Origin of the sequence: Pantoea sp. paga, from assembly GCF_007558755.1 — a bacterium.
Lineage (GTDB): Bacteria > Pseudomonadota > Gammaproteobacteria > Enterobacterales > Enterobacteriaceae > Pantoea > Pantoea agglomerans.
Genome location: NZ_VLTF01000004.1, coordinates 1 through 21019, shown reverse-complemented (window position 1 = coordinate 21019; position 21019 = coordinate 1). Strand labels below are relative to the sequence as shown.

Genomic DNA, 21019 nt, shown 5'->3' with positions numbered 1-21019 from the left:
CCTTGTATTCCGTAAACGACGGATAGTTGGTTCTCATACCCGACCGTCTCCCGATAAAAGCGTTAAAACGCGCATTTTATCTCAAACAAGGGCGATTTTTCAGCCCGATATCCGAAGAAACCGGTGAGCGGGCTGGCGTTACATCATCACCACGTCGAACTGCTCCTGAGTGTAGAGCGCTTCGACATGAACTTTAACCTGCTTGCCGACAAAGATTTCGACTTCAGCCAGTGCATGAGACTCGTCAGTTTTTAACGCCTCACCCACCGTCGGTGAAACATAGACCAGAAAGCGGTCAGAATCATAAGCGTGATGAACCCGGACAATCTCACGCATGATTTCATAGCAGACCGTCTCAACGGTTTTCAGCGTGCCACGCCCTTTGCAGACCGGGCAGTCCTGGCACAAAACGTGCTCAATGCTTTCGCGGGTACGTTTACGCGTCATCTCCACCAGACCCAGCGCCGAGAAACCATTAATACCGGTTTTAACCCGATCTTTGCTGAGCGCGCTTTCCAGCGAATGCAGTACCCGGCGGCGATGGTCTTCGTTGCTCATATCGATGAAGTCGATAATGATGATGCCACCAAGATTACGCAGTCGCAGCTGGCGCGCGATCGCCTGAGTGGCTTCAACATTGGTATTAAAGATCGTCTCATCAAGGTTACGATGGCCAACAAACGCACCGGTGTTGATATCGATGGTGGTCATCGCTTCGGTCTGATCGATGATCAGATATCCGCCTGACTTTAGTTCAACTTTGCGATCCAGCGAGCGCTGAATCTCATTTTCGACGTCAAACAGATCGAAAATAGGCTGTTTACCGTTGTAGAGCTCCAGCTTACCGGCCATTTCCGGGATATATTCACCGGTAAATTCCACCAGCATATCGCACGTGAGGCGGGAGTCGACCCGGATGCGATCCAGCGCTGCGCCCGCAAAATCACGCAGAATACGCTGGGCCAGAGCCAGCTCACCGTAGAGCAGGCAGCGGGTCTGATTGCGCTTTTTACGCTCGCTGACTTTGGTCCAGAGTCGTTTGAGAAAAGCCGCGTCCTGCGCCAGCTCCTCTTCCCCGATGCCTTCTGCGGCGGTACGGATAATAAAGCCGCCCAGATCGTCGCAGTAGTCAGCCACGACCGCTTTAAGCCGATCGCGCTCTTTCTCGCTCTCAATACGCTGAGAGACACCCACATGCGATGCGCCTGGCATAAAGACCAGGTAACGCGAAGGCAGAGTGATGTCAGTGGTCAGCCGGGCACCTTTGGTGCCAAGCGGGTCTTTGACGACCTGAACCACCAGATCCTGCCCCTGCCGTACCAGCTCGGCGATATCCCGCACGATAAAGTTTTTCTTTTCGTCGCCCGCCACACATTCAGTATGCGGCATGATATCTGAGGCGTGCAGAAAGGCCGCTTTCTCCAGACCGATATCAACAAAGGCGGCCTGCATGCCGGGCAGAACACGGCTTACACGGCCTTTATAAATATTGCCAACGATGCCGCGCCGCGCCTCACGCTCAATGTGAATTTCCTGCAGTATGCCGCCGTCGATATAGGCAACACGTGTTTCAGAAGGCGTGACGTTTACCAGTAATTCAGCCGTCATGTTGACCCCTTACGGCACGCAGTGACTCGAAATGGCTGATCAACTCCCCTGTCTCAACCAAGGGTAATCCGACCACTGCATGGTAGCTTCCATTAATTTTGCGGACAAAGTTTCCTCCCCTGCCCTGGATACCGTATGCACCCGCTTTATCCATTGGCTCGCCGGTCGCGATATAGTCGTCGATGTCGGTTGCGGTTAAGGTGCGGAATGTCACATCAGTGGTTACGACGCAATCCAGCGCCTGCTGGCTGTCGGCCAGTGCTACCGCCGTCATCACCTGATGCGTATGACCAGAGAGTTTGCACAGCATCGCGCGGGCATCGGCGGCATCACGCGGCTTTTCCAGCACTTCGCCATTCAGCACCACAATCGTATCCGCGCCCAGCACCGGCAGATCCTGCGCGGCCAGTTTGACACCCGCCTGCGCTTTATCATTGGCCAGACGGCGGACATAGATCTCCGCCGCTTCGTTCGGCTGACGCTGCTCTTCAACGTCAGTCACGATGCGCTCGAATGTCAGACCAAGTTGAGTTAACAGCTCACGACGACGCGGTGAACCGGAAGCAAGATAGAGGGTTACCATAAATTTCCTTATTGAACAGCGAACTGACGACGAATTTTTCTCATTAATAAGAATAGCCAGGGCCAGAGAATACCGTCGACGACACTGCTCCAGAAAATTTCAGGTCGGAATGAAACGTTGATTACCAGGAATTCAGCCCAGAAGACAATCACATCCACCGCCAGCGACAGCACCATAACCATTAACGCTTGCTGCCACAACGCTAAGTTGCGGAATAACTGGAACTTAAAGGCAATCAGGTAGGCGATGATACTGAGCGCCAGCGCACGCACGCCGAGTGTCGAACCCGCAATCAGATCCATGATGGCACCCAGCACAAATCCGCTGCCGACATTGACCCGATGCGGCAGTGCGAGCACCCAATAGATTAGGATCAACAGCAGCCATGAGGGCCGGAACATATAAATTTCATCCGGCCAGGGCATGATCTGCAGGACAAGCGCAACCAGGAAGGAGAGCCAGATGACCCAACGTCCCTGGCTGCGATATCGACTCAAGGCTGCCCCCCGCGTGAACGCGAGGAGTTGCTTTGTCCACTGCTGCTGGCGGCTGACGGTGCAGGCGGTCCCATCTGTACGGCAGGCGCAGGCGGGCCCATTTCTCCCGCAGGCGGTAAGACCTGCGGCATCATCTGCATCAGACGCTCGTTCGCAACGCGATGAACTTCATCCTGCGGCAACGGCATATCACCATTGCGATCGGCACCCCACAGCAGCAGCAGGTAACGCAGACGCTGCAGACCCGCGGTCGGATGCGCCTGAATCACCGTATAGGCGCGTTGGGTATCCACTTTTACCGAGGAAACCACACCTACCGGATAGCCTTCAGGGAATCGGCCACCGATACCTGAAGTCACCAGTACATCGCCGACCCGAATATCCGTATTACCCGGCAGATGTTCAAGCTGGAGATCTTCAGTACAACCGTTACCTGCGGCAATGACACGGATGTCATTACGCAGCACCTGAATCGGCAGGGCATGTGACGCATCACAGATCAGCAGAACACGGCTGGTGAGTTGTCCGACAGCGATGACCTGACCGACCACCCCTTTATCACTGATGACCGGCTGGCCTTCATAGACGCCGTTAACGCTGCCTTTGTCGATTACCACCTGGTCGGTGTAAGGATCGGTGCCGGTGGAGATGACCTGTGTCACCATCTTTTGCTCATCCTGACGCAGCGGTGAACCCAGCAGTTCACGCAGGCGTGCGTTTTCCTGCTTATATTGCCCCAGCATTAGCAGGTTACTGTTTTTCAGGAAGAGCTCACGACGTAACGCTTTGTTTTCCTGCTCCAGCAGCTGACGCGACGCCAGCGACTCTGACACGCCATCCAGCAGCTGACGTGGCCCATTGGCCAGGAAGTAAAACGGACTGACCGACGTATCCAGATAGTTGCGTATTTGGGTGAAAGAACCCACACGGCTGTCGGCAATGATAATGGCAATCGCCACGATAACCGCCAGGAATAGACGCAACTGCAGGGAAGGTCCCCTGCTAAAAATCGGCTTCATATAATCTGCGTGATCCTCGACAACAGGAGAGGAAGCAACGGCATAACACCGTGCTTCCCTGGGCTGAACGCACTGCACCGGCACAGATTGCGCCGGTTCACATGCCACTCCCTCGCATGATCATTGCGTTCTCAGCCGGTTGAGGCAATTATTCTTCGCTGAACAAATCGCCGCCATGCATGTCGATCATTTCCAGCGCTTTGCCGCCACCGCGAGCCACACAGGTCAGTGGATCCTCAGCAACCACAACCGGAATGCCCGTCTCTTCCATTAGCAGACGATCCAGGTTGCGCAGTAACGCACCACCGCCGGTCAGCACCATGCCGCGCTCCGAAATATCTGAAGCCAGCTCAGGCGGACACTGCTCAAGGGCAACCATCACCGCGCTAACGATGCCGGTTAATGGCTCCTGCAGCGCTTCCAGAATTTCATTAGAGTTCAGTGTAAAGCCGCGCGGCACACCTTCTGCCAGGTTACGGCCACGCACTTCGATCTCACGGACTTCATCACCCGGATAGGCTGAACCGATCTCATGCTTAATACGTTCTGCGGTCGCTTCGCCGATCAGTGAACCGTAGTTACGACGCACATAATTAATAATAGCTTCATCGAAACGATCGCCACCAATACGCACTGACGAGGAGTAGACCACACCGTTCAGGGAGATCACCGCCACTTCTGTGGTACCGCCACCAATATCCACCACCATTGAGCCGGTCGCTTCTGAAACGGGCAGACCCGCACCAATTGCTGCAGCCATCGGCTCTTCAATCAGAAACACTTCACGCGCGCCTGCGCCCTGAGCGGATTCACGAATCGCGCGGCGTTCAACCTGTGTTGCCCCGACGGGTACGCAGACCAGCACACGCGGGCTGGGACGCATAAAACTGTTGCTGTGAACCTGCTTGATGAAGTGTTGCAGCATCTTTTCAGTCACGAAGAAGTCAGCAATAACGCCATCTTTCATCGGACGAATCGCTGCGATATTGCCTGGCGTACGGCCAAGCATCTGTTTGGCCTCATGACCCACGGCCGCAACACTTTTCGGTGAACCGGCACGATCCTGTCGAATAGCGACGACGGAGGGCTCGTTCAGCACGATGCCCTGTCCTTTCACGTAAATCAGGGTATTCGCGGTACCCAGGTCAATGGACAAGTCGTTGGAAAACATGCCACGAAATTTTTTAAACATACTAAGGGGTAATCCTGCAAGCTGGGGGCGGAAAATAAAATCCGCTTACTTTACCAACCACACGAAGCTGCCACAAGGCGCAAAAACGTTCTGCTTCGGTGAAAAAAGACGCCTGATTGCGTTTAAGTCATCTGAACTGGCGATCCACAACGGCAGAATGGCGACCAGACGCCATCAGCACTGCATTTCACGCTATTTCCCCTCGCCCTGTCCGACATAAAATCTAACATTTCCGGCAGTAAGTTCAGAGGTTCAGACGCGGATAAACATTAAAAAAAACCGTAAATTTCCGTCAGTACGACCGCAATTCATTAAATACGGTAACGTTGTGAATACTTCTTCACGTTACTGTTAACCGGAAGCGAGGGGGCAAAAAAGTCGCCCTGCCCACCTGCTACGCCCAACGCGACTAATGTTTGCCACTCCGCTTTAGTGCGAACACCGGTAGCAAACACCTGAATGCCCGTACATTTACAGACTTCCAGCAGACTCTGCACAAACAACTGATTTTCAGTCCGCCGCTCAATATTGCGCACCAGACCGGCATCAAGCTTGATCAGTTCCAGCGGCAGCTGTCGTATGTAGGCGCTGCTTACCACGGTTAAACCCGCCTGATTTACCGCAACCCGACAGCCAAAAGCCTTAAGTGCGCGGAAAACTGGCGTTAAACGGTTGATGTGTTGACAAACATCTGCCTCGGCAAGTTCAAATAAAAATCGTTTTCTTTGCGCTTTCGGGCACTGCAGCAGCATGTTCTGCAGCCAGAGGACAAAAGAGCGTTGCAGAAGCGAGTTAATCGTCACCGGGATCACCAGCGTCTCTTCTGGCCAGAGTTCAGAGAGTGCCGCAATGCGGGTCATCAGCTGGCGATCCCAGCCATCAGCCATGCCGAGCTGCTGCACCAGGGGCATATATTCTGCGGCCAGCACTTCTTTATCGCCGTCGAAGATGCGGGTCAGCATCACCCGGTGCTGTACCTTGCCCTCAATATTGACGGTGGGTTTATGGTAGAGCCGCGGGCCGCCACGGCTAAGTGTGTTCTCCAGCAGGGTTCGCCAGCGCACACTCCCCCGCCCGGCGTCCTGCGGATTTCCGGCCCCATTGGTCCAGTTGTTGCCGCCCAGCAGTGCCGCACGTCGGGTGGCCATTTCGGCATTTTCCATCACCTGCGGTACTGTCTGCCCGCTGTGCCAGGCGCTGATACCGATATGGATGAGATCATCACGATTGACCAGCCGCATCGGCGGCAGTGAATCAACGGCATTGATCAGCTGATCCGCAATACTGTTTGCCTCTTTGAGACTCCGATGCGGCAGTAGCACGGCAAAATCACTGCGGAAATAGCGTGCCAGCAGGGCACCAGGATAGCGCAGCACAAAGGTGGAAAGCATATTGACGAAATTGAAGAGGTACTCCTCAACCAGCCCCGGCTCAAGCGAATCCTTCAGCGTGTCCAGATCGGGCAGGCGCACCATCATCACCACACCATGGGTGCCGACAGCTTCCTGATCTTCCAGCAGGGTGGCGAGCTGGTTATCAAAAAACAGCCGGTTGTTGAGACCGGTGCGTCCATCCTGCGCAGCAAAGGTGCGGATCAGCGTGTCGATACGCAGACGCTGCTCGCCCGCTTCCTGCAGATCCGCCAGCAACACATCCAGTGCGCGGCTCGCTCTCGGTGGCCACTCATCCGCACCGCGTTTCGGCATTACGCCGCGCTCACCGCTGATAATCGCCTCTGCCCGCACTTCAAGATGCTCCATACCGCGCCACTGACGACTGAGCCAGCGATGCATCAGCAGCAGCACCAGACTCATCACCAGCATGACGGTAAACAGGATGCCCAGCGTAGAGGTGCCGGTAATGGAGCGCAGCCAGGTTTTGGCAGGATCAAGGGTGACAACCCGCAGCTCTAAACCTGTCTGGTGCATCAAAGGCACATCGACCTGAATAAAACGATTAGGCTCGTCTTCCAGCATCTGGTTTTCGTGTCGGGAGAGGGTAAGGAAAGTCTGCCTGCCGTTGTGAAGTGAAATCTGCTCGGCATTCATTATCGGCATCATACGCGTGAGCCAGACATGCAGCTCTGCCGGCGTCTGGGTGAACATCGCCTGATCCACTTCGGTCGCCAGTATCTGCGCCCGATGTTCAACCCGCTGATGACTGAACCAGAAAACACTGAATGCACAGCCTGCCAGCATCAACGACATTGCCAGCAGGCTTAAAAAGGTAATAAACGCAGATAATTTTGTGGTTAATCGCATCCCTGTGCCTGTATTACTGCGGTGATAACCGGATCACCCAACCTTGTACCGTCAGCCTGACGAAAACGCGAGCAAAATAGCATAATTTGCCGTTGCCGACATCGCCGGGACGTATGAAGCCGAAGTATATCGTCGGGATATCATCGCTGACGTTGATCCTGACACTTTTCGGTGCATTCTCATCGTACCGGCCAGCCAGGAAATTTCACATTTTCAGGGCGAAACTGGCTGATATCAGTAATAGTCACCATGCTGGTTAATGACATCCTGTCTGGAGAAGGCACCATGAAACGCACACCCTGTCTGACCGAAGCCGACGTAACGCCGGAAAGCATTTTTAACATGAAGCGCCGCCAGGTGCTGAAAACGCTGGGACTGAGCGCCGCGGCAATGGGTATGCCGGGCGTGGCGCAAGCCGATATTCTCAGCTGGTTCAAAGGCAACGACCGCCCACCCGCGCCAGCAGGCCGGCCGCTGGACTTTACCAAACCAGCGCAATATCAGGCCGATCTGACCTTAACGCCTGCGGATAAAGTTTCCGGCTATAACAACTTCTATGAGTTCGGGCTGGATAAGGCCGATCCGGCCGCCAATGCCGGTACGCTGAAAACAGAACCCTGGAAACTGACCATTGATGGCGAAGTAGCTAAGCCTGTAACCCTGGATATGGATGACATCTTTAAACGGTTTGCCATGGAGCAGCGAATCTATCGCATGCGCTGCGTGGAAGCCTGGTCGATGGTGGTGCCCTGGATAGGCTTTGAGCTGAATAAGCTCATCTCTCTGGCGGAACCCACCAGCAAAGCGCGTTTTGTCGCCTTCCAGACGCTCTACGATCCCGAGCAGATGCCAGGCCAGAAAGATCGCTTTATTGGCGGCGGACTCAATTATCCCTATGTCGAAGGTTTACGTCTGGATGAAGCAATGCATCCGCTGACGATACTGACTACCGGCGTCTATGGCAAAGCGCTGCCGCCGCAGAATGGCGCGCCGATTCGCCTGACGGTACCGTGGAAATATGGCTTTAAAGGTATTAAGTCGATCGTCAAAATCACCCTGACCGACAAACAGCCGCCAACGACATGGAACCAGATCGCCGCAGATGAATATGGTTTTTATGCCAATGTGAATCCGCACGTTAATCATCCACGCTGGTCGCAGGCCACTGAGCGGTTTATTGGGCCGGGCGGCAGTCTGAAGGTCGAACGTCAGCCAACACTGCTGTTTAACGGCTATGCCGAACAGGTTGCGTCGCTCTATCGTGGCCTGGATTTACGGGAGAATTACTAGGTGGTACGCCTGTCGATAAAACAGATCACCTGGCTTAAGGTGATTCTGCATCTGGCGGCCCTGTTGCCGCTGGTTTATCTGGTTCTTGCCGCAATGCAGGGCGGCCTGAGTGCGGATCCAGCAAAAGATATTCAGCATTTTACCGGCCGCATGGCGCTGAAACTGCTGCTGGGTACGCTGCTGGTCTCACCGCTGGCACGTTATGGCAGGCAACCGCTGTTAATCCGCACGCGACGTCTGCTTGGCGTCTGGACGTTTGTCTGGGCTTCTCTCCATCTGCTGAGCTATTACCTGCTGGAGCTGGGCGCTGACAATCTGCGTCTGCTGGGCAGCGAGCTGATTTCCCGTCCCTATCTGACACTGGGTATTATCAGCTGGCTGATATTACTGGCCCTGGCGCTGACGTCGTTTCAGCGCGCTCAGCGCAAGCTCGGTAAGCGCTGGCAAACCCTGCACAACGCGGTCTACCTGGTAGCGATTCTGGTGCCGATTCACTATATCTGGTCAGTGAAAACCCTGTCACCCCAGCCACTTATCTACGCCCTACTTGCTGCGATACTGTTAGCCTGGCGTTACAAAAAATTTCTCAAATGGTGGCCTCGCTAGCGCTTCCCCCGTTGTTTTCCTCTGCCGTTTTCTGATAAAAGATGTGGCCCGCTGGCCACATCCGATCATCTTCGCAGATAAGACCAGTATTTTGCTGCGAAATGACACGAAACGGATATAATGCCCGGCTTTATTGCTCGTCGGGTCTTCTTTTTCATTCTCAAAGGTGACAAATGAAGATTCGCAAGGTATTTTACGCGATGCCTCAATGATTGCGGGAGATGGCAGCACGATGGCGCATAAATTACATATTCTGCTTTTAAACGGACCCAACCTGAACCTGTTGGGAACGCGGGAACCTGAGAAGTATGGTCATACCACGCTGCGTCAGATCGTTGACGATTTGACACGTCAGGCAGACCAGTTGAATGTTGAATTGAGCCACCTGCAAACCAATGCTGAATTTCAGCTGATTGATCGCATTCATGAGGCCAAAGGCAATGTGGATTACATCATTATTAATCCTGCCGCGTTTACCCATACCAGTGTCGCACTACGTGATGCCCTGCTGGCGGTAGAAATACCGTTTATCGAGGTTCATCTCTCCAACGTGCATGCCCGCGAGCCCTTCCGCCATCACTCCTATCTTTCTGATGTCTCTGCTGGCGTGATCTGTGGGCTTGGCGCTGACGGCTACACATGGGCTTTACAAACGGCAGTAAAACGCCTGTCTCAAACTAATTAATCAAACTGAGTACGGAACCCCACTCATGGATATTCGTAAAATTAAAAAACTGATCGAACTGGTTGAAGAGTCTGGCATTTCAGAGCTGGAAATTTCTGAAGGTGAAGAGTCCGTTCGCATCAGCCGTGCACCTGCAAACGTGGGTTACCCGATGATGCAGCAGGCTTACGCTCCGCCGGTTCAACAGCCTGCTCTGGCAACAGCTGTTGCCCCTGTTGCAGCGGTTGCCGAAGCGGCACCGGCTGAAATCAGCGGTCACATCGTGCGTTCACCGATGGTAGGGACCTTCTACCGCACGCCGAGCCCGGATGCGAAAGCCTTTGTGGAAGTCGGTCAGAAAGTGAATGCCGGCGATACCTTGTGCATCGTCGAAGCTATGAAAATGATGAACCAGATCGAAGCTGACAAATCAGGCGTGGTGAAAGCTATCCTGGTTGAAAGCGGTCAGCCGGTCGAATTTGACGAGCCACTGGTTATCATCGAGTAACGGGGCAGATCATGCTGGATAAAATTGTTATTGCTAACCGTGGTGAGATTGCGCTGCGCATTCTGCGTGCCTGTAAAGAACTGGGCATCAAGACTGTTGCGGTACACTCAAGCGCGGATCGTGACCTGAAGCACGTGCTGCTGGCAGACGAAACCGTCTGCATCGGCCCGGCGCAGTCAGTTAAAAGTTACCTCAACATCCCGGCGCTGATCTCTGCTGCAGAGATCACCGGCGCGGTGGCGATTCACCCTGGCTACGGCTTCCTCTCTGAGAATGCCGATTTTGCTGAGCAGGTTGAGCGCTCCGGCTTTATCTTTATCGGTCCGAAAGCAGACACCATTCGCCTGATGGGCGACAAAGTCTCTGCGATTAATGCGATGAAGAAAGCAGGCGTCCCAACCGTACCCGGTTCTGACGGTTCGCTGACCGATGATATGGAAAAAAACCGTGCCTTTGCGAAGCGCATCGGTTATCCGGTCATCATCAAAGCCTCTGGCGGCGGCGGCGGTCGCGGTATGCGCGTTGTGCGCAGCGATAAAGATCTGGAACAATCCATCAACATGACGAAAGCGGAAGCCAAAGCGGCTTTCAGCAACGACATGGTTTACATGGAGAAGTATCTGGAGAATCCGCGCCACATCGAGATTCAGGTTCTGGCTGACGGCCAGGGCAACGCGATCTATCTGGGCGAACGTGACTGCTCCATGCAGCGTCGTCACCAGAAAGTGGTTGAAGAAGCGCCAGGACCAGGCATCACGCCGGAACAGCGCAGCTTTATCGGTAATCGTTGTGCCAAAGCCTGTATTGAGATTGGCTATCGTGGCGCAGGTACCTTCGAGTTCCTGTACGAAAACGGTGAGTTCTACTTCATTGAGATGAACACTCGTATTCAGGTGGAACATCCGGTGACCGAGATGATCACCGGTGTGGATCTGATCAAAGAGCAGCTGCGCATCGCTGCGGGTCAGCCATTGTCGATCAAACAGGACGAAGTGGTTATTCGCGGGCATGCGGTCGAGTGCCGTATTAACGCTGAAGATCCGGTCACCTTCCTGCCAAGCCCGGGTAAAATCACCCGCTTCCATGCGCCAGGCGGTTTTGGCGTGCGCTGGGAGTCGCATATTTACTCAGGCTACACCGTACCGCCGTATTACGACTCCATGATCGGTAAGCTGATCACCTATGGCGAAACGCGCGAAGTGGCTATTGCCCGCATGAAGAATGCGCTGGCGGAACTGATCATCGACGGTATCAAAACCAACGTTGAACTGCAGATGAAAATCATGTCCGACGAAAACTTCCAGCACGGTGGAACCAATATCCACTATCTGGAGAAAAAACTCGGCTTGCACGAGAAGTAATCGCAACGCTGAGTCAGTCAGAGGCCGGTTAATCCGGCCTTTTTCTTTTGCCGCTGGCGTTAAGGTTGAATCATGGATGCTCGTTTTATACAGGCACATAAAGAGGCGCGCTGGTCGCTCTATCTCACCCTGCTCTGGCTCGCTGCCTGGGGGCTTTCAGCCTGGCTGGGCGGACGTGAAATCGGTATCACCGGCCTGCCGCGCTGGTTCGAACTCTCCTGCCTGTTTGCTCCCCTGTTGTTCATATTCCTGTGCTGGATGATGGTGCGGGTCATTTTCCGCGACATGCCGCTGGAGGATAAAAGTGAACAGTGAAATCATTCTGCCGTTACTGATTTATCTGGTGCTGGTTGCTGCGCTGTCGGTCTTTGCCGTCCGTAAAAGACGTGAAGGCAGCTTCCTCACTGAATATTTCCTTGGCAGCCGCTCCATGGGCGGATTTGTGCTGGCGATGACGCTCACCACCACCTATATCAGCGCCAGCTCGTTTATTGGTGGTCCCGGTGCCGCCTACAAATATGGGCTGGGATGGGTATTGCTGGCGATGGTGCAGGTGCCTGCCGTCTGGCTCTCGCTGGGTGTGCTGGGGAAAAAGTTCGCCATACTGGCACGTAAGTATAATGCGGTGACGCTGAATGACATGCTCTACGCCCGCTATCAGAGCCCGCTGCTGATCTGGCTGGCGAGTCTGAGTCTGCTGGTTGCCTTTATCGGTGCCATGACGGTGCAGTTTATTGGCGGTGCGCGGCTGCTCGAAACCGCCGCAGGCATTCCGTATGATACCGGTCTGCTGATTTTTGGCGGCACTATTGCGCTCTACACCGCTTTTGGCGGATTCCGTGCCAGCGTGCTCAATGACGCCATGCAGGGCGTCGTGATGCTGATTGGCACATTTCTGCTGCTGTTCGCGGTGATTCATCAGGCTGGCGGCCTGAGCACGGCCGTCCAGAAACTGCATGACATCGATCCTGCTTTGCTGTCGCCGCAGGGGCCGGGAGAGATTATAACGCCGACCTTCCTCAGCTCGTTTGTCGTGCTGGTCTGCTTTGGGGTGATTGGCTTACCGCATACTGCCGTGCGCTGCATCTCTTATAAAGACAGCAAGGCAGTCCATCGGGCCATTATTCTGGGCACCATTGTGGTGGCGATCCTGATGCTGGGAATGCATCTGGCCGGTGCGCTCGGCCGGGCAGTACTGCCGAATCTGACCGTGCCGGATAGTGTGATACCCACCCTGATGATCACAGTGCTGCCACCGTTAGCCGCCGGACTGTTTCTGGCAGCACCTATGGCCGCCATTATGTCGACCATCAATGCCCAGCTGTTACAGGCTTCGGCCACGCTGATCAAAGATCTCTATCTGCGTGTCGCCCCGCAGCAACTGGAAAATGAGACGCGGCTGAGGCTGTTATCTGGCACCATTACGTTCGCACTGGGTATGCTGCTGCTGATTGCAGCCTGGAATCCACCGGATATGATTATCTGGCTCAACCTGCTGGCCTTTGGCGGCCTTGAGGCGGTTTTCCTCTGGCCGCTGGTACTGGGCCTCTACTGGGAACGCGCTAATGCCGCGGGAGCCATCACCGGCATGGTGGTGGGTGGAGGCTGCTACGCTTTTCTGGCGAGCCTGAACCTGCAGATTCTGGGTTTTCATCCCATTGTGCCCTCACTGCTTTTGAGCCTGCTGGCATTTTTAGTGGGCAACCTGTTTGGACGCGCGCCGCAAACGGTCGACGCGCCGCAACATTGACGGAAAGAGAGACGTTATGCCGTGGATTCAAATCAAAATTAACAGCTCAGGTGAACACGCGGAAACGCTGAGCGATGCGCTGATGGACATCGGTGCGGTTTCAGTGACCTTTCAGGATACCAACGACACGCCGGTATATGAGCCGCTGCCAGGTGAAACACGCCTGTGGGGCGATACCGATGTTATCGGCCTGTTCGATGCAGAAACTGATATGGCCGCGATTACCGCCGAACTGGCGCAGCATCCGTTGCTGGGCGCCGGTTTTCGTCACCGGATCGAGCAGATCGAAGATAAAGACTGGGAGCGCGAATGGATGGAAAACTTTCATCCGATGCGCTTCGGTGAGCGGCTCTGGATCTGTCCGAGCTGGCGTGATGTGCCGGATCCCGATGCCGTCAACGTGATGCTCGATCCCGGCCTGGCGTTTGGGACCGGCACCCATCCGACCACCTCACTCTGCCTTACCTGGCTTGATGGGCTGGATCTGGTGGGCAAAACGGTGATCGATTTCGGCTGTGGTTCGGGGATCCTGGCGATCGCCGCACTGAAGCTGGGCGCGGCTCAGGCGATCGGGATTGATATCGATCCGCAGGCTATTCAGGCCAGCCGGGATAATGCTGAGCGCAACGGCGTCTCTGATCGCCTGTCGCTCTACCTGCCCCACCAGCAACCGGACAATCTGCAGGCTGATGTGGTGGTGGCCAATATCCTGGCTGGCCCGCTACGTGAACTGGCACCGCTGATCAGCGTACTGCCGAAGTCTGGCGGTCATCTGGGCCTCTCGGGCGTGTTAGAGAGCCAGGCTGAGAGCGTCTGCGAAGCGTATGTCAGCGAGTTCACGCTCGACCCGGTTGCGGTTAAAGAGGAGTGGTGCCGGATTACCGGGATTAAATCCTGAATATAGCGCCTGTCTGCCCCTTCTGACATCGCTCTGCCCGGAACAAAGTGCCTTAACAGAACATTCAGCCAGCCCGTAGCGTAAGTTGCGGGCTTTCCCGATTTGAAATGGATGCTTGTATCGTTAATCACGTCATGTGACGTTTTTTATCTGGCGAATTGACGTACTTTTCTGGAAAAACTTTTGCTCACAATTTCAGCATAAATTGTTAAGTTATTGATATTTAATAGCAATAAATAAGAGCATCGATCATGACCCGGATTTCATTGATCTTTCTTGCTGATTGTTCAAAGTTTGGCCTTTCATCTTCCTGCAAAAATGCGTAATATACGCCGCCTTGCAGACACAGTATGGCCATTCTGACTTCATGCGTATTGGAAACCTCCAGCTGAGAAATCGACTGATTGCAGCACCGATGGCCGGTATTACCGACAGGCCGTTCAGGACGCTGTGTCACGAAATGGGTGCAGGCATGGCAGTTTCTGAGATGTTGTCTTCAAACCCGGAAGTCTGGGCAAGCGACAAATCTCGATTACGTATGGTTCACAGCGATGAGCCAGGCATTCGCGCCGTGCAAATTGCCGGTTGCGATCCCAGTGAAATGGCGCAAGCTGCACGCATTAATGTTGAGGCTGGTGCACAGGTTATCGACATTAATATGGGATGCCCTGCCAAGAAGGTTAACCGCAAAATGGCGGGTTCAGCCTTGCTGCAATATCCCACCGTGGTGGAGTCAATTCTCTCCGCAGTGGTTAATGCAGTGAATGTGCCGGTTACGCTGAAAATTCGTACCGGCTGGGATCCTGAAAACAGGAACTGTGTCGCGATTGCCCAATTGGCTGAACGCTGCGGTATACAGGCTCTGACGATACATGGTCGCACTCGTGCCTGCCTGTTCAACGGAGAAGCTGAATATGACAGCATTCGGACAGTTAAGCAGAGTGTCTCCATTCCGATTATCGCGAATGGAGACATAACTGACCCGCATAAAGCCAGAGCGGTGCTCGACTATACAGGGGCCGATGCTCTGATGATAGGACGTGCTGCTCAGGGAAGACCGTGGATCTTCCGGGAAATCCAGCATTATCTGGACACTGGGGAGTTGCTTGCCCCGCTGCCGATGGCAGAGGTCAAGCGCTTGCTTGTTTCGCATATACGTGAGCTGCACGACTTTTACGGTTCAGGCAAGGGATACCGTATAGCGCGAAAGCACGTCTCCTGGTACCTGCAGGAGCACGCCCCGAATGACCAGTTTCGGCGCACATTCAACGCCATTGAGGATGCCAGCGAACAGCTGGAGGCGTTGGAGGCATACTTCGAAAATCTTGCGTAACGAAATAAAGAGCTGAAAGAACTATGTTCGAACAACGCGTAAATTCTGACGTACTGACCGTTTCAACCGTTAACTCACAGGATCAGGTAACTCAAAAACCTTTGCGTGATTCGGTTAAACAGGCACTGAAGAACTATTTTGCTCAACTGAATGGTCAGGATGTGAGCGACCTGTATGAGCTGGTTTTGGCTGAAGTCGAGCAGCCTCTGTTGGACATGGTGATGCAGTATACCCGTGGCAATCAGACCCGTGCTGCCCTGATGATGGGTATCAACCGCGGTACGCTGCGTAAGAAATTGAAAAAATACGGCATGAACTGATTTTTAGTTCTGTCTGTAAATCACGCCAGCCTTCGGGCTGGCGTTTTTATTTGTGCGTCGACGCACAAAGCCACGGTAATGATAGTGAAACAGTTTCCGGTAATATGGTAACTGTAGTTGCAATCGCTGGCGTGATATTTCACCCTCTCTCTTTTGCCCGCTGTGATTTGACTTAGTGCCTGCCTGACCCTCACCTCGCTTCACATCCCCGCCACTGCTGGGTATGTGACTTTCTGCGCATTAAAAAGCAACGCAATCTCTTCATACATTTTTGCCTGAGTGAATGCTCACACTGCTCCCACATAGTGAAACTATTTGCACTAAATGTGATCGGGTCGACTCGCATTGCTTCCTTTTGGTGCGCCATATTAGCGAAACTTTCTAAGTGCTTCCGATTATTAACCGTTCTTTCATACGAATTCAGGAACCTGCAAACCTGGCATCAGCTTTGCAGAGTCGTGGATGGCTGACCGCCACAGACAGGAAAAACGCACACTAAAGTGCGCAAACATAACAACATGATCCCGCCACACAGGATGCTTTATGAAAAAGATGATGCTCTCTACGCTGATCGCGGCTGCCTCGCTGGTTACCATTGCTCAGCAAGCACACGCAGGCACCACACTGGATGCGATAAAGAAAAAAGGGTTTGTTCAATGTGGTATCAGTGACGGCTTGCCGGGCTTCTCCTATGCAGATGCTGGCGGCAAGTTTACCGGTATCGATGTGGATGTGTGTCGTGCGACGGCTGCCGCTGTGTTTGGTGATGCGACCAAAGTGAAATATACCCCGCTGACCGCGAAAGAGCGTTTTACCGCCCTGCAGTCCGGCGAGGTGGATGTGCTTTCACGTAATACCACCTGGACCTCATCGCGCGATGGCGGCATGGGCTTCCTGTTTGCGGGCGTGAACTATTACGACGGTATCGGCTTCCTGACTCACCAGAAGGCCGGCCTGAAAAGTGCGAAAGAGCTGGATGGTGCCACCGTCTGTATTCAGGCGGGAACCGACACCGAGCTGAACGTAGCGGACTTCTTTAAAGCCAACAAAATGCAATATACGCCTGTGACCTTTGACCGCTCTGATGAATCGGCTAAAGCGCTGGATAGCGGACGTTGCGATACGCTGGCGTCTGACCAGTCTCAGCTTTACGCATTACGCATTAAGCTGGGCAAACCGGACGAATTTATTGTTCTGCCCGAAGTGATCTCCAAAGAGCCGCTGGGGCCGTTGGTGCGTCGTGGTGATGATGACTGGTTCACCATCGTGAAGTGGTCGCTCTACGCCATGCTGAATGCGGAGGAGATGGGCATCTCCTCGAAGAACGTTGACCAGATGACAGCCAAGCCAACCACACCAGACATGGCACACTTCCTGGGCGCAGAAGGTGATTTTGGTAAGGATCTGAAGCTGGATAACAAGTGGGCTTACAATATCGTTAAGCAGGTGGGTAACTATCAGGAAAGCTTTGACCGTAACGTCGGTAAAGACAGCGCACTGAAGATTGCACGTGGTCAGAATGCGTTGTGGAACCAGGGCGGTATTCAGTACGCACCACCGGTACGTTAACAGACCTCACTAATCGGGCACCCTATTCTGCGGTGCCCTACCCCAGCTTTCGTTACTGAGGTTTCAACATGTCACAACGCCCAACCGTGAAAAGGGATTTTTCATTTGGTAATCCCACGGTTCGCGCCTGGATTTATCAGCTCATCGCCGTCGTCGCGGTGCTTGGTGTGGTGGGTTATCTGGTGCATAACACCATTATTAACCTTGCCAATCGCGGCATAACATCGGGGTTTGGATTTCTTGAGCGCACTGCCGGTTTCGGCATCGTTCAGCATCTGATTGAGTACACTGAGGGAGATACCTACGCGCGCGTGTTTCTGGTCGGATTAACCAACACGCTGCTGGTTTCTGCACTCTGTATTGTTTTCGCTTCGATTCTCGGATTCGCGGTCGGTCTTGCCCGCCTTTCTGACAACTGGCTGCTGCGGAAACTCTCGAATATCTATATCGAAACCTTCCGTAATATCCCACCCCTGCTGCAAATCTTCTTCTGGTACTTTGCAGTCTTGCGCAATCTGCCGGGGCCACGTCAGGCGCTGAATGCTTTTGACCTGGCATATGTCAGTAATCGCGGACTCTACGTTCCATGGCCGACCTATGCAGCAGGCAGCTGGCCGTTTGTTATTGCACTGTTTCTGGCCGCGGCTGTGAGCTATGGCCTGTACCGCTTTAACCGTAAACATCAGTTGAAAACCGGTCAGTTACGTCGCACATGGCCCGCTGCCGTTGTGATGCTGATTCTCTTTCCTTTGCTTGCACACCTTGGGTTTGGCCCAGCCACGCACTGGGATGTGCCACAACTGCGCGGTTTCAATTTCCGTGGCGGCTCGGTGATGATACCGGAGCTGGCAGCCCTGACGCTGGCACTGTCGATTTATACGTCGTCGTTTATCGCTGAAGTGATCCGCTCCGGGATTCAGTCGGTCCCCTATGGTCAGCATGAAGCGGCGCGGTCGCTGGGGCTGCCTAATCCGGTTACGCTGCGCCAGGTGATTATTCCTCAGGCCATGCGCGTCATTATTCCGCCACTGACCAGCCAGTATCTGAACATCGTGAAGAACTCCTCACTCGCCGCCGCTATCGGTTATCCCGATATGGTGTCGCTGTTCGCCGGATCGGTACTGAATCAGACCGGTCAGGCCATCGAGACGATTGCTATCACGATGGGCGTTTACCTGATTATCAGCCTGCTGATATCAATGCTTATGAACTTCTACAACCGCAAAATTGCGCTGGTTGAGCGTTAAGAGAACGGGATAACTATGTCTGTGACTACGCATGAAACGCCCCCCGTCCCGACGACTCTGGTCAGTCGCGCCTGGTTTTGGGCTCGTAAAAACCTGTTTTCCAGCTGGTTTAATACGCTACTGACGCTGTTTTGCATCTGGGTCATCTGGCACGTCATTCCGCCCGCGCTGAACTGGCTGGTCTTTAAGGCAAACTGGATCGGCACCACGCGCGCCGATTGCACCAAAGAGGGTGCCTGTTGGGTCTTTATCCATGCTCGTTTCGGCCAGTTCATGTATGGGCTTTACCCGCATGAGTTGCGCTGGCGTATTAACCTGGCGCTGGTGATCGGCCTGCTGTCGATTGTGCCGATGTTCCTGAGGAGCCTGCCGTATCGTGGACGCTACATTGCTGCCTGGGCTGTCATCTATCCGGTGGTTGTCTGGTTTCTGCTGTATGGCGGCTATCTGGGGCTGGAACGCGTCGAAACACGTCAGTGGGGCGGATTAACGCTGACGCTGATTATCGCCTCGGTGGGTATTGCCGGTGCGCTGCCGCTGGGCATTTTGCTGGCACTGGGCCGTCGCTCACGCATGCCGGTCGTGCGCACGCTGTCGATTATCTTTATTGAGTTCTGGCGCGGCGTGCCGCTGATTACCGTGCTGTTTATGTCATCCGTGATGCTGCCGCTGTTTATGTCTGAAGGCACTAACATCGACAAGCTGGTGCGCGCGCTGGTCGGGGTCATTCTGTTCCAGTCCGCCTATGTGGCAGAGGTGGTTCGCGGTGGACTGCAGGCACTGCCTAAAGGTCAGTACGAAGCAGCCGAATCTCTGGCGCTGGGCTACTGGAAGACGCAGATGCTGGTTATTCTGCCCCAGGCGCTGAAGCTCACTATTCCCGGCCTGGTCAATACCATCATCGCACTGTTTAAAGATACCAGCCTGGTCATCATCATTGGTCTTTTCGATCTGTTCAGCAGCGTCCAGCAGGCAACGGTCGATCCGACCTGGCTGGGGATGTCGACCGAAGGTTATGTCTTTGCTGCACTGGTCTATTGGATCTTCTGTTTTAGCATGTCGCGCTACAGCCAGTATCTGGAAAAGCGCTTTCACACCGGGCGTACATCGCACTGAGGTTTTACATGACTGACTCTATGACACACTCTTCCGACGCGTTGATGATCTCGCTTGAGAACGTGAATAAATGGTACGGGCAATTCCATGTACTGAAAGACATCAACCTGCAGGTTAAACCCCGTGAACGCATCGTACTGTGCGGACCTTCCGGCTCCGGCAAATCGACGACGATCCGCTGTATCAACCATCTGGAAGAGCATCAGCAGGGCCGCATTGTTGTTGACGGTATCCATCTTAATGATGACGTTCGTAACATCGAGCGCGTGCGCACCGAAGTCGGTATGGTCTTCCAGCACTTCAATCTCTTTCCGCATCTGACCGTACTGCAAAACTGCACGCTGGCACCTTCCTGGGTAAGAAAGATTCCAAAGAAGGAAGCTGATGAGCTGGCCATGCACTATCTGCAACGCGTGCGTATTGCCGAGCATGCACATAAGTTTCCGGGCCAGCTCTCTGGCGGACAGCAGCAGCGTGTCGCCATCGCCCGCTCACTCTGTATGAAGCCAAAAATTATGCTGTTTGATGAACCCACGTCAGCGCTGGATCCTGAGATGGTTAAAGAGGTGCTGGATACGATGATTGGTCTGGCGGAGGATGGGATGACCATGCTGTGCGTCACCCATGAGATGGGCTTTGCCAGAACGGTGGCTGACCGGGTGATCTTTATGGATCGGGGAGAGATCGTCGAAGTCGCGCCACCACAGGAGTTCTTTGCGAATCCAAAATCGGAGCGTACGCGGGCGTTCTTATCGCAGGTTATTCACTGATCAGACGTTCAGTTATCTTACTACCCGGCCTGGTGCCGGGTTTTTTATGGCCTGAACAGCCGCTTTAATACGCTTACTGACCTGTTGCTGTTATGAATAAACAGACGGATACGCGTGCAGAGGGAGTTTTATCGCCGTTTTCCACAACGAAAAAAGCCCTTCGCATACGCAAAGGGCTCTCTCTTATTTGATGCCTGGCAGTTCCCTACTCTCGCATGGGGAGACCCCACACTACCATCGGCGCTACGGCGTTTCACTTCTGAGTTCGGCATGGGGTCAGGTGGGACCACCGCGCTACAGCCGCCAGGCAAATTCTTTTATTTACCGAACTCGTGTCTTAACTGGTGCTGATACCCAGAGTCGAACTGGGGACCTCACCCTTACCAAGGGTGCGCTCTACCAACTGAGCCATATCAGCACACTAAAT

General features: G+C 54.0%; 20 protein-coding genes, 1 tRNA gene and 1 rRNA gene. 14 read left to right on the top strand and 8 right to left on the bottom strand.

The window, feature by feature from the left end; translation table 11 throughout:
* Window positions 1-138: 138 nt before the first annotated feature.
* From rng to csrD, 6 genes are all read right to left on the bottom strand, one after another.
* A complete protein-coding gene (gene rng, locus FOV68_RS12750) occupies window positions 139-1608 on the bottom strand; it encodes a ribonuclease G (protein ID WP_003855268.1) in 1470 nt (489 codons plus the stop codon).
* Complete coding sequence (locus tag FOV68_RS12745) at window positions 1598-2191, bottom strand: nucleoside triphosphate pyrophosphatase (RefSeq protein WP_010256046.1); 594 nt, start codon at window positions 2189-2191, stop codon at window positions 1598-1600. Before FOV68_RS12745 ends, rng begins: the two co-directional genes overlap by 11 nt.
* Before the next feature lie 8 nt (window positions 2192-2199).
* Window positions 2200-2688: a rod shape-determining protein MreD gene (mreD, locus tag FOV68_RS12740; protein WP_143991024.1), complete on the bottom strand. Its 489-nt coding sequence runs from the start codon at window positions 2686-2688 to the stop codon at window positions 2200-2202.
* Window positions 2685-3707 (bottom strand): rod shape-determining protein MreC, encoded by a 1023-nt coding sequence (mreC, locus tag FOV68_RS12735; protein ID WP_143789709.1) that lies wholly within the window; start codon window positions 3705-3707, stop codon window positions 2685-2687. Before mreC ends, mreD begins: the two co-directional genes overlap by 4 nt.
* A 148-nt stretch (window positions 3708-3855) precedes the next feature.
* Window positions 3856-4899: a rod shape-determining protein MreB gene (mreB, locus tag FOV68_RS12730; protein ID WP_004385136.1), complete on the bottom strand. Its 1044-nt coding sequence runs from the start codon at window positions 4897-4899 to the stop codon at window positions 3856-3858.
* A 311-nt stretch (window positions 4900-5210) separates the two neighbouring features.
* Window positions 5211-7160 (bottom strand): RNase E specificity factor CsrD, encoded by a 1950-nt coding sequence (csrD, locus tag FOV68_RS12725; RefSeq protein WP_143991023.1) that lies wholly within the window; start codon window positions 7158-7160, stop codon window positions 5211-5213.
* 285 nt (window positions 7161-7445) lie between these two features.
* On the opposite strand from csrD, the gene msrP reads away from it, so the two are divergent.
* From msrP to FOV68_RS12655, 14 genes are all read left to right on the top strand, one after another.
* Complete coding sequence (gene msrP, locus FOV68_RS12720) at window positions 7446-8450, top strand: protein-methionine-sulfoxide reductase catalytic subunit MsrP (RefSeq protein ID WP_031592715.1); 1005 nt, start codon at window positions 7446-7448, stop codon at window positions 8448-8450.
* Window positions 8451-9056: a protein-methionine-sulfoxide reductase heme-binding subunit MsrQ gene (msrQ, locus tag FOV68_RS12715; protein WP_022623945.1), complete on the top strand. Its 606-nt coding sequence runs from the start codon at window positions 8451-8453 to the stop codon at window positions 9054-9056.
* 232 nt (window positions 9057-9288) lie between these two features.
* Complete coding sequence (aroQ, locus tag FOV68_RS12710; RefSeq protein WP_010256011.1) at window positions 9289-9741, top strand: type II 3-dehydroquinate dehydratase; 453 nt, start codon at window positions 9289-9291, stop codon at window positions 9739-9741.
* 25 nt (window positions 9742-9766) lie between these two features.
* Window positions 9767-10228 carry an acetyl-CoA carboxylase biotin carboxyl carrier protein gene (gene accB, locus FOV68_RS12705; RefSeq protein ID WP_031592713.1) on the top strand — a complete coding sequence of 154 codons (462 nt, stop codon included), beginning with the start codon at window positions 9767-9769 and terminating at the stop codon, window positions 10226-10228.
* An 11-nt stretch (window positions 10229-10239) separates the two neighbouring features.
* Window positions 10240-11589 (top strand): acetyl-CoA carboxylase biotin carboxylase subunit, encoded by a 1350-nt coding sequence (gene accC, locus FOV68_RS12700; protein ID WP_031592712.1) that lies wholly within the window; start codon window positions 10240-10242, stop codon window positions 11587-11589.
* A 72-nt stretch (window positions 11590-11661) separates the two neighbouring features.
* Complete coding sequence (locus FOV68_RS12695) at window positions 11662-11904, top strand: YhdT family protein (RefSeq protein ID WP_031592711.1); 243 nt, start codon at window positions 11662-11664, stop codon at window positions 11902-11904.
* Window positions 11894-13339 (top strand): sodium/pantothenate symporter, encoded by a 1446-nt coding sequence (panF, locus tag FOV68_RS12690; RefSeq protein WP_031592710.1) that lies wholly within the window; start codon window positions 11894-11896, stop codon window positions 13337-13339. Before FOV68_RS12695 ends, panF begins: the two co-directional genes overlap by 11 nt.
* 16 nt (window positions 13340-13355) lie before the next feature.
* The gene (prmA, locus tag FOV68_RS12685) at window positions 13356-14237 is read left to right on the top strand and encodes a 50S ribosomal protein L11 methyltransferase (protein WP_064704068.1); all 882 of its coding nucleotides are present in this window, start codon (window positions 13356-13358) and stop codon (window positions 14235-14237) included.
* Between the two features lie 367 nt (window positions 14238-14604).
* Window positions 14605-15570 carry a tRNA dihydrouridine synthase DusB gene (gene dusB, locus FOV68_RS12680; protein WP_031592707.1) on the top strand — a complete coding sequence of 322 codons (966 nt, stop codon included), beginning with the start codon at window positions 14605-14607 and terminating at the stop codon, window positions 15568-15570.
* A gap of 23 nt (window positions 15571-15593) precedes the next feature.
* On the top strand, window positions 15594-15890 hold the full coding sequence (gene fis / locus FOV68_RS12675; RefSeq protein ID WP_003855228.1) for a DNA-binding transcriptional regulator Fis: 297 nt from the start codon (window positions 15594-15596) through the stop codon (window positions 15888-15890).
* Between the two features lie 543 nt (window positions 15891-16433).
* Complete coding sequence (locus tag FOV68_RS12670; protein WP_143991022.1) at window positions 16434-17459, top strand: amino acid ABC transporter substrate-binding protein; 1026 nt, start codon at window positions 16434-16436, stop codon at window positions 17457-17459.
* A gap of 68 nt (window positions 17460-17527) precedes the next feature.
* On the top strand, window positions 17528-18706 hold the full coding sequence (locus FOV68_RS12665) for an amino acid ABC transporter permease (RefSeq protein WP_143991021.1): 1179 nt from the start codon (window positions 17528-17530) through the stop codon (window positions 18704-18706).
* A gap of 15 nt (window positions 18707-18721) precedes the next feature.
* Entirely contained in the window at window positions 18722-19822 is a 1101-nt protein-coding gene (locus FOV68_RS12660) for an amino acid ABC transporter permease (protein ID WP_143991020.1), read from the top strand.
* Between the two features lie 8 nt (window positions 19823-19830).
* On the top strand, window positions 19831-20592 hold the full coding sequence (locus FOV68_RS12655; protein ID WP_010699823.1) for an amino acid ABC transporter ATP-binding protein: 762 nt from the start codon (window positions 19831-19833) through the stop codon (window positions 20590-20592).
* 192 nt (window positions 20593-20784) lie between these two features.
* On the opposite strand, the gene rrf is transcribed toward FOV68_RS12655, so the two are convergent.
* Window positions 20785-20900 (bottom strand): 5S ribosomal RNA (gene rrf / locus FOV68_RS12650).
* A gap of 34 nt (window positions 20901-20934) precedes the next feature.
* Window positions 20935-21010 (bottom strand) — tRNA-Thr (locus FOV68_RS12645).
* Window positions 21011-21019: the final 9 nt, after the last annotated feature.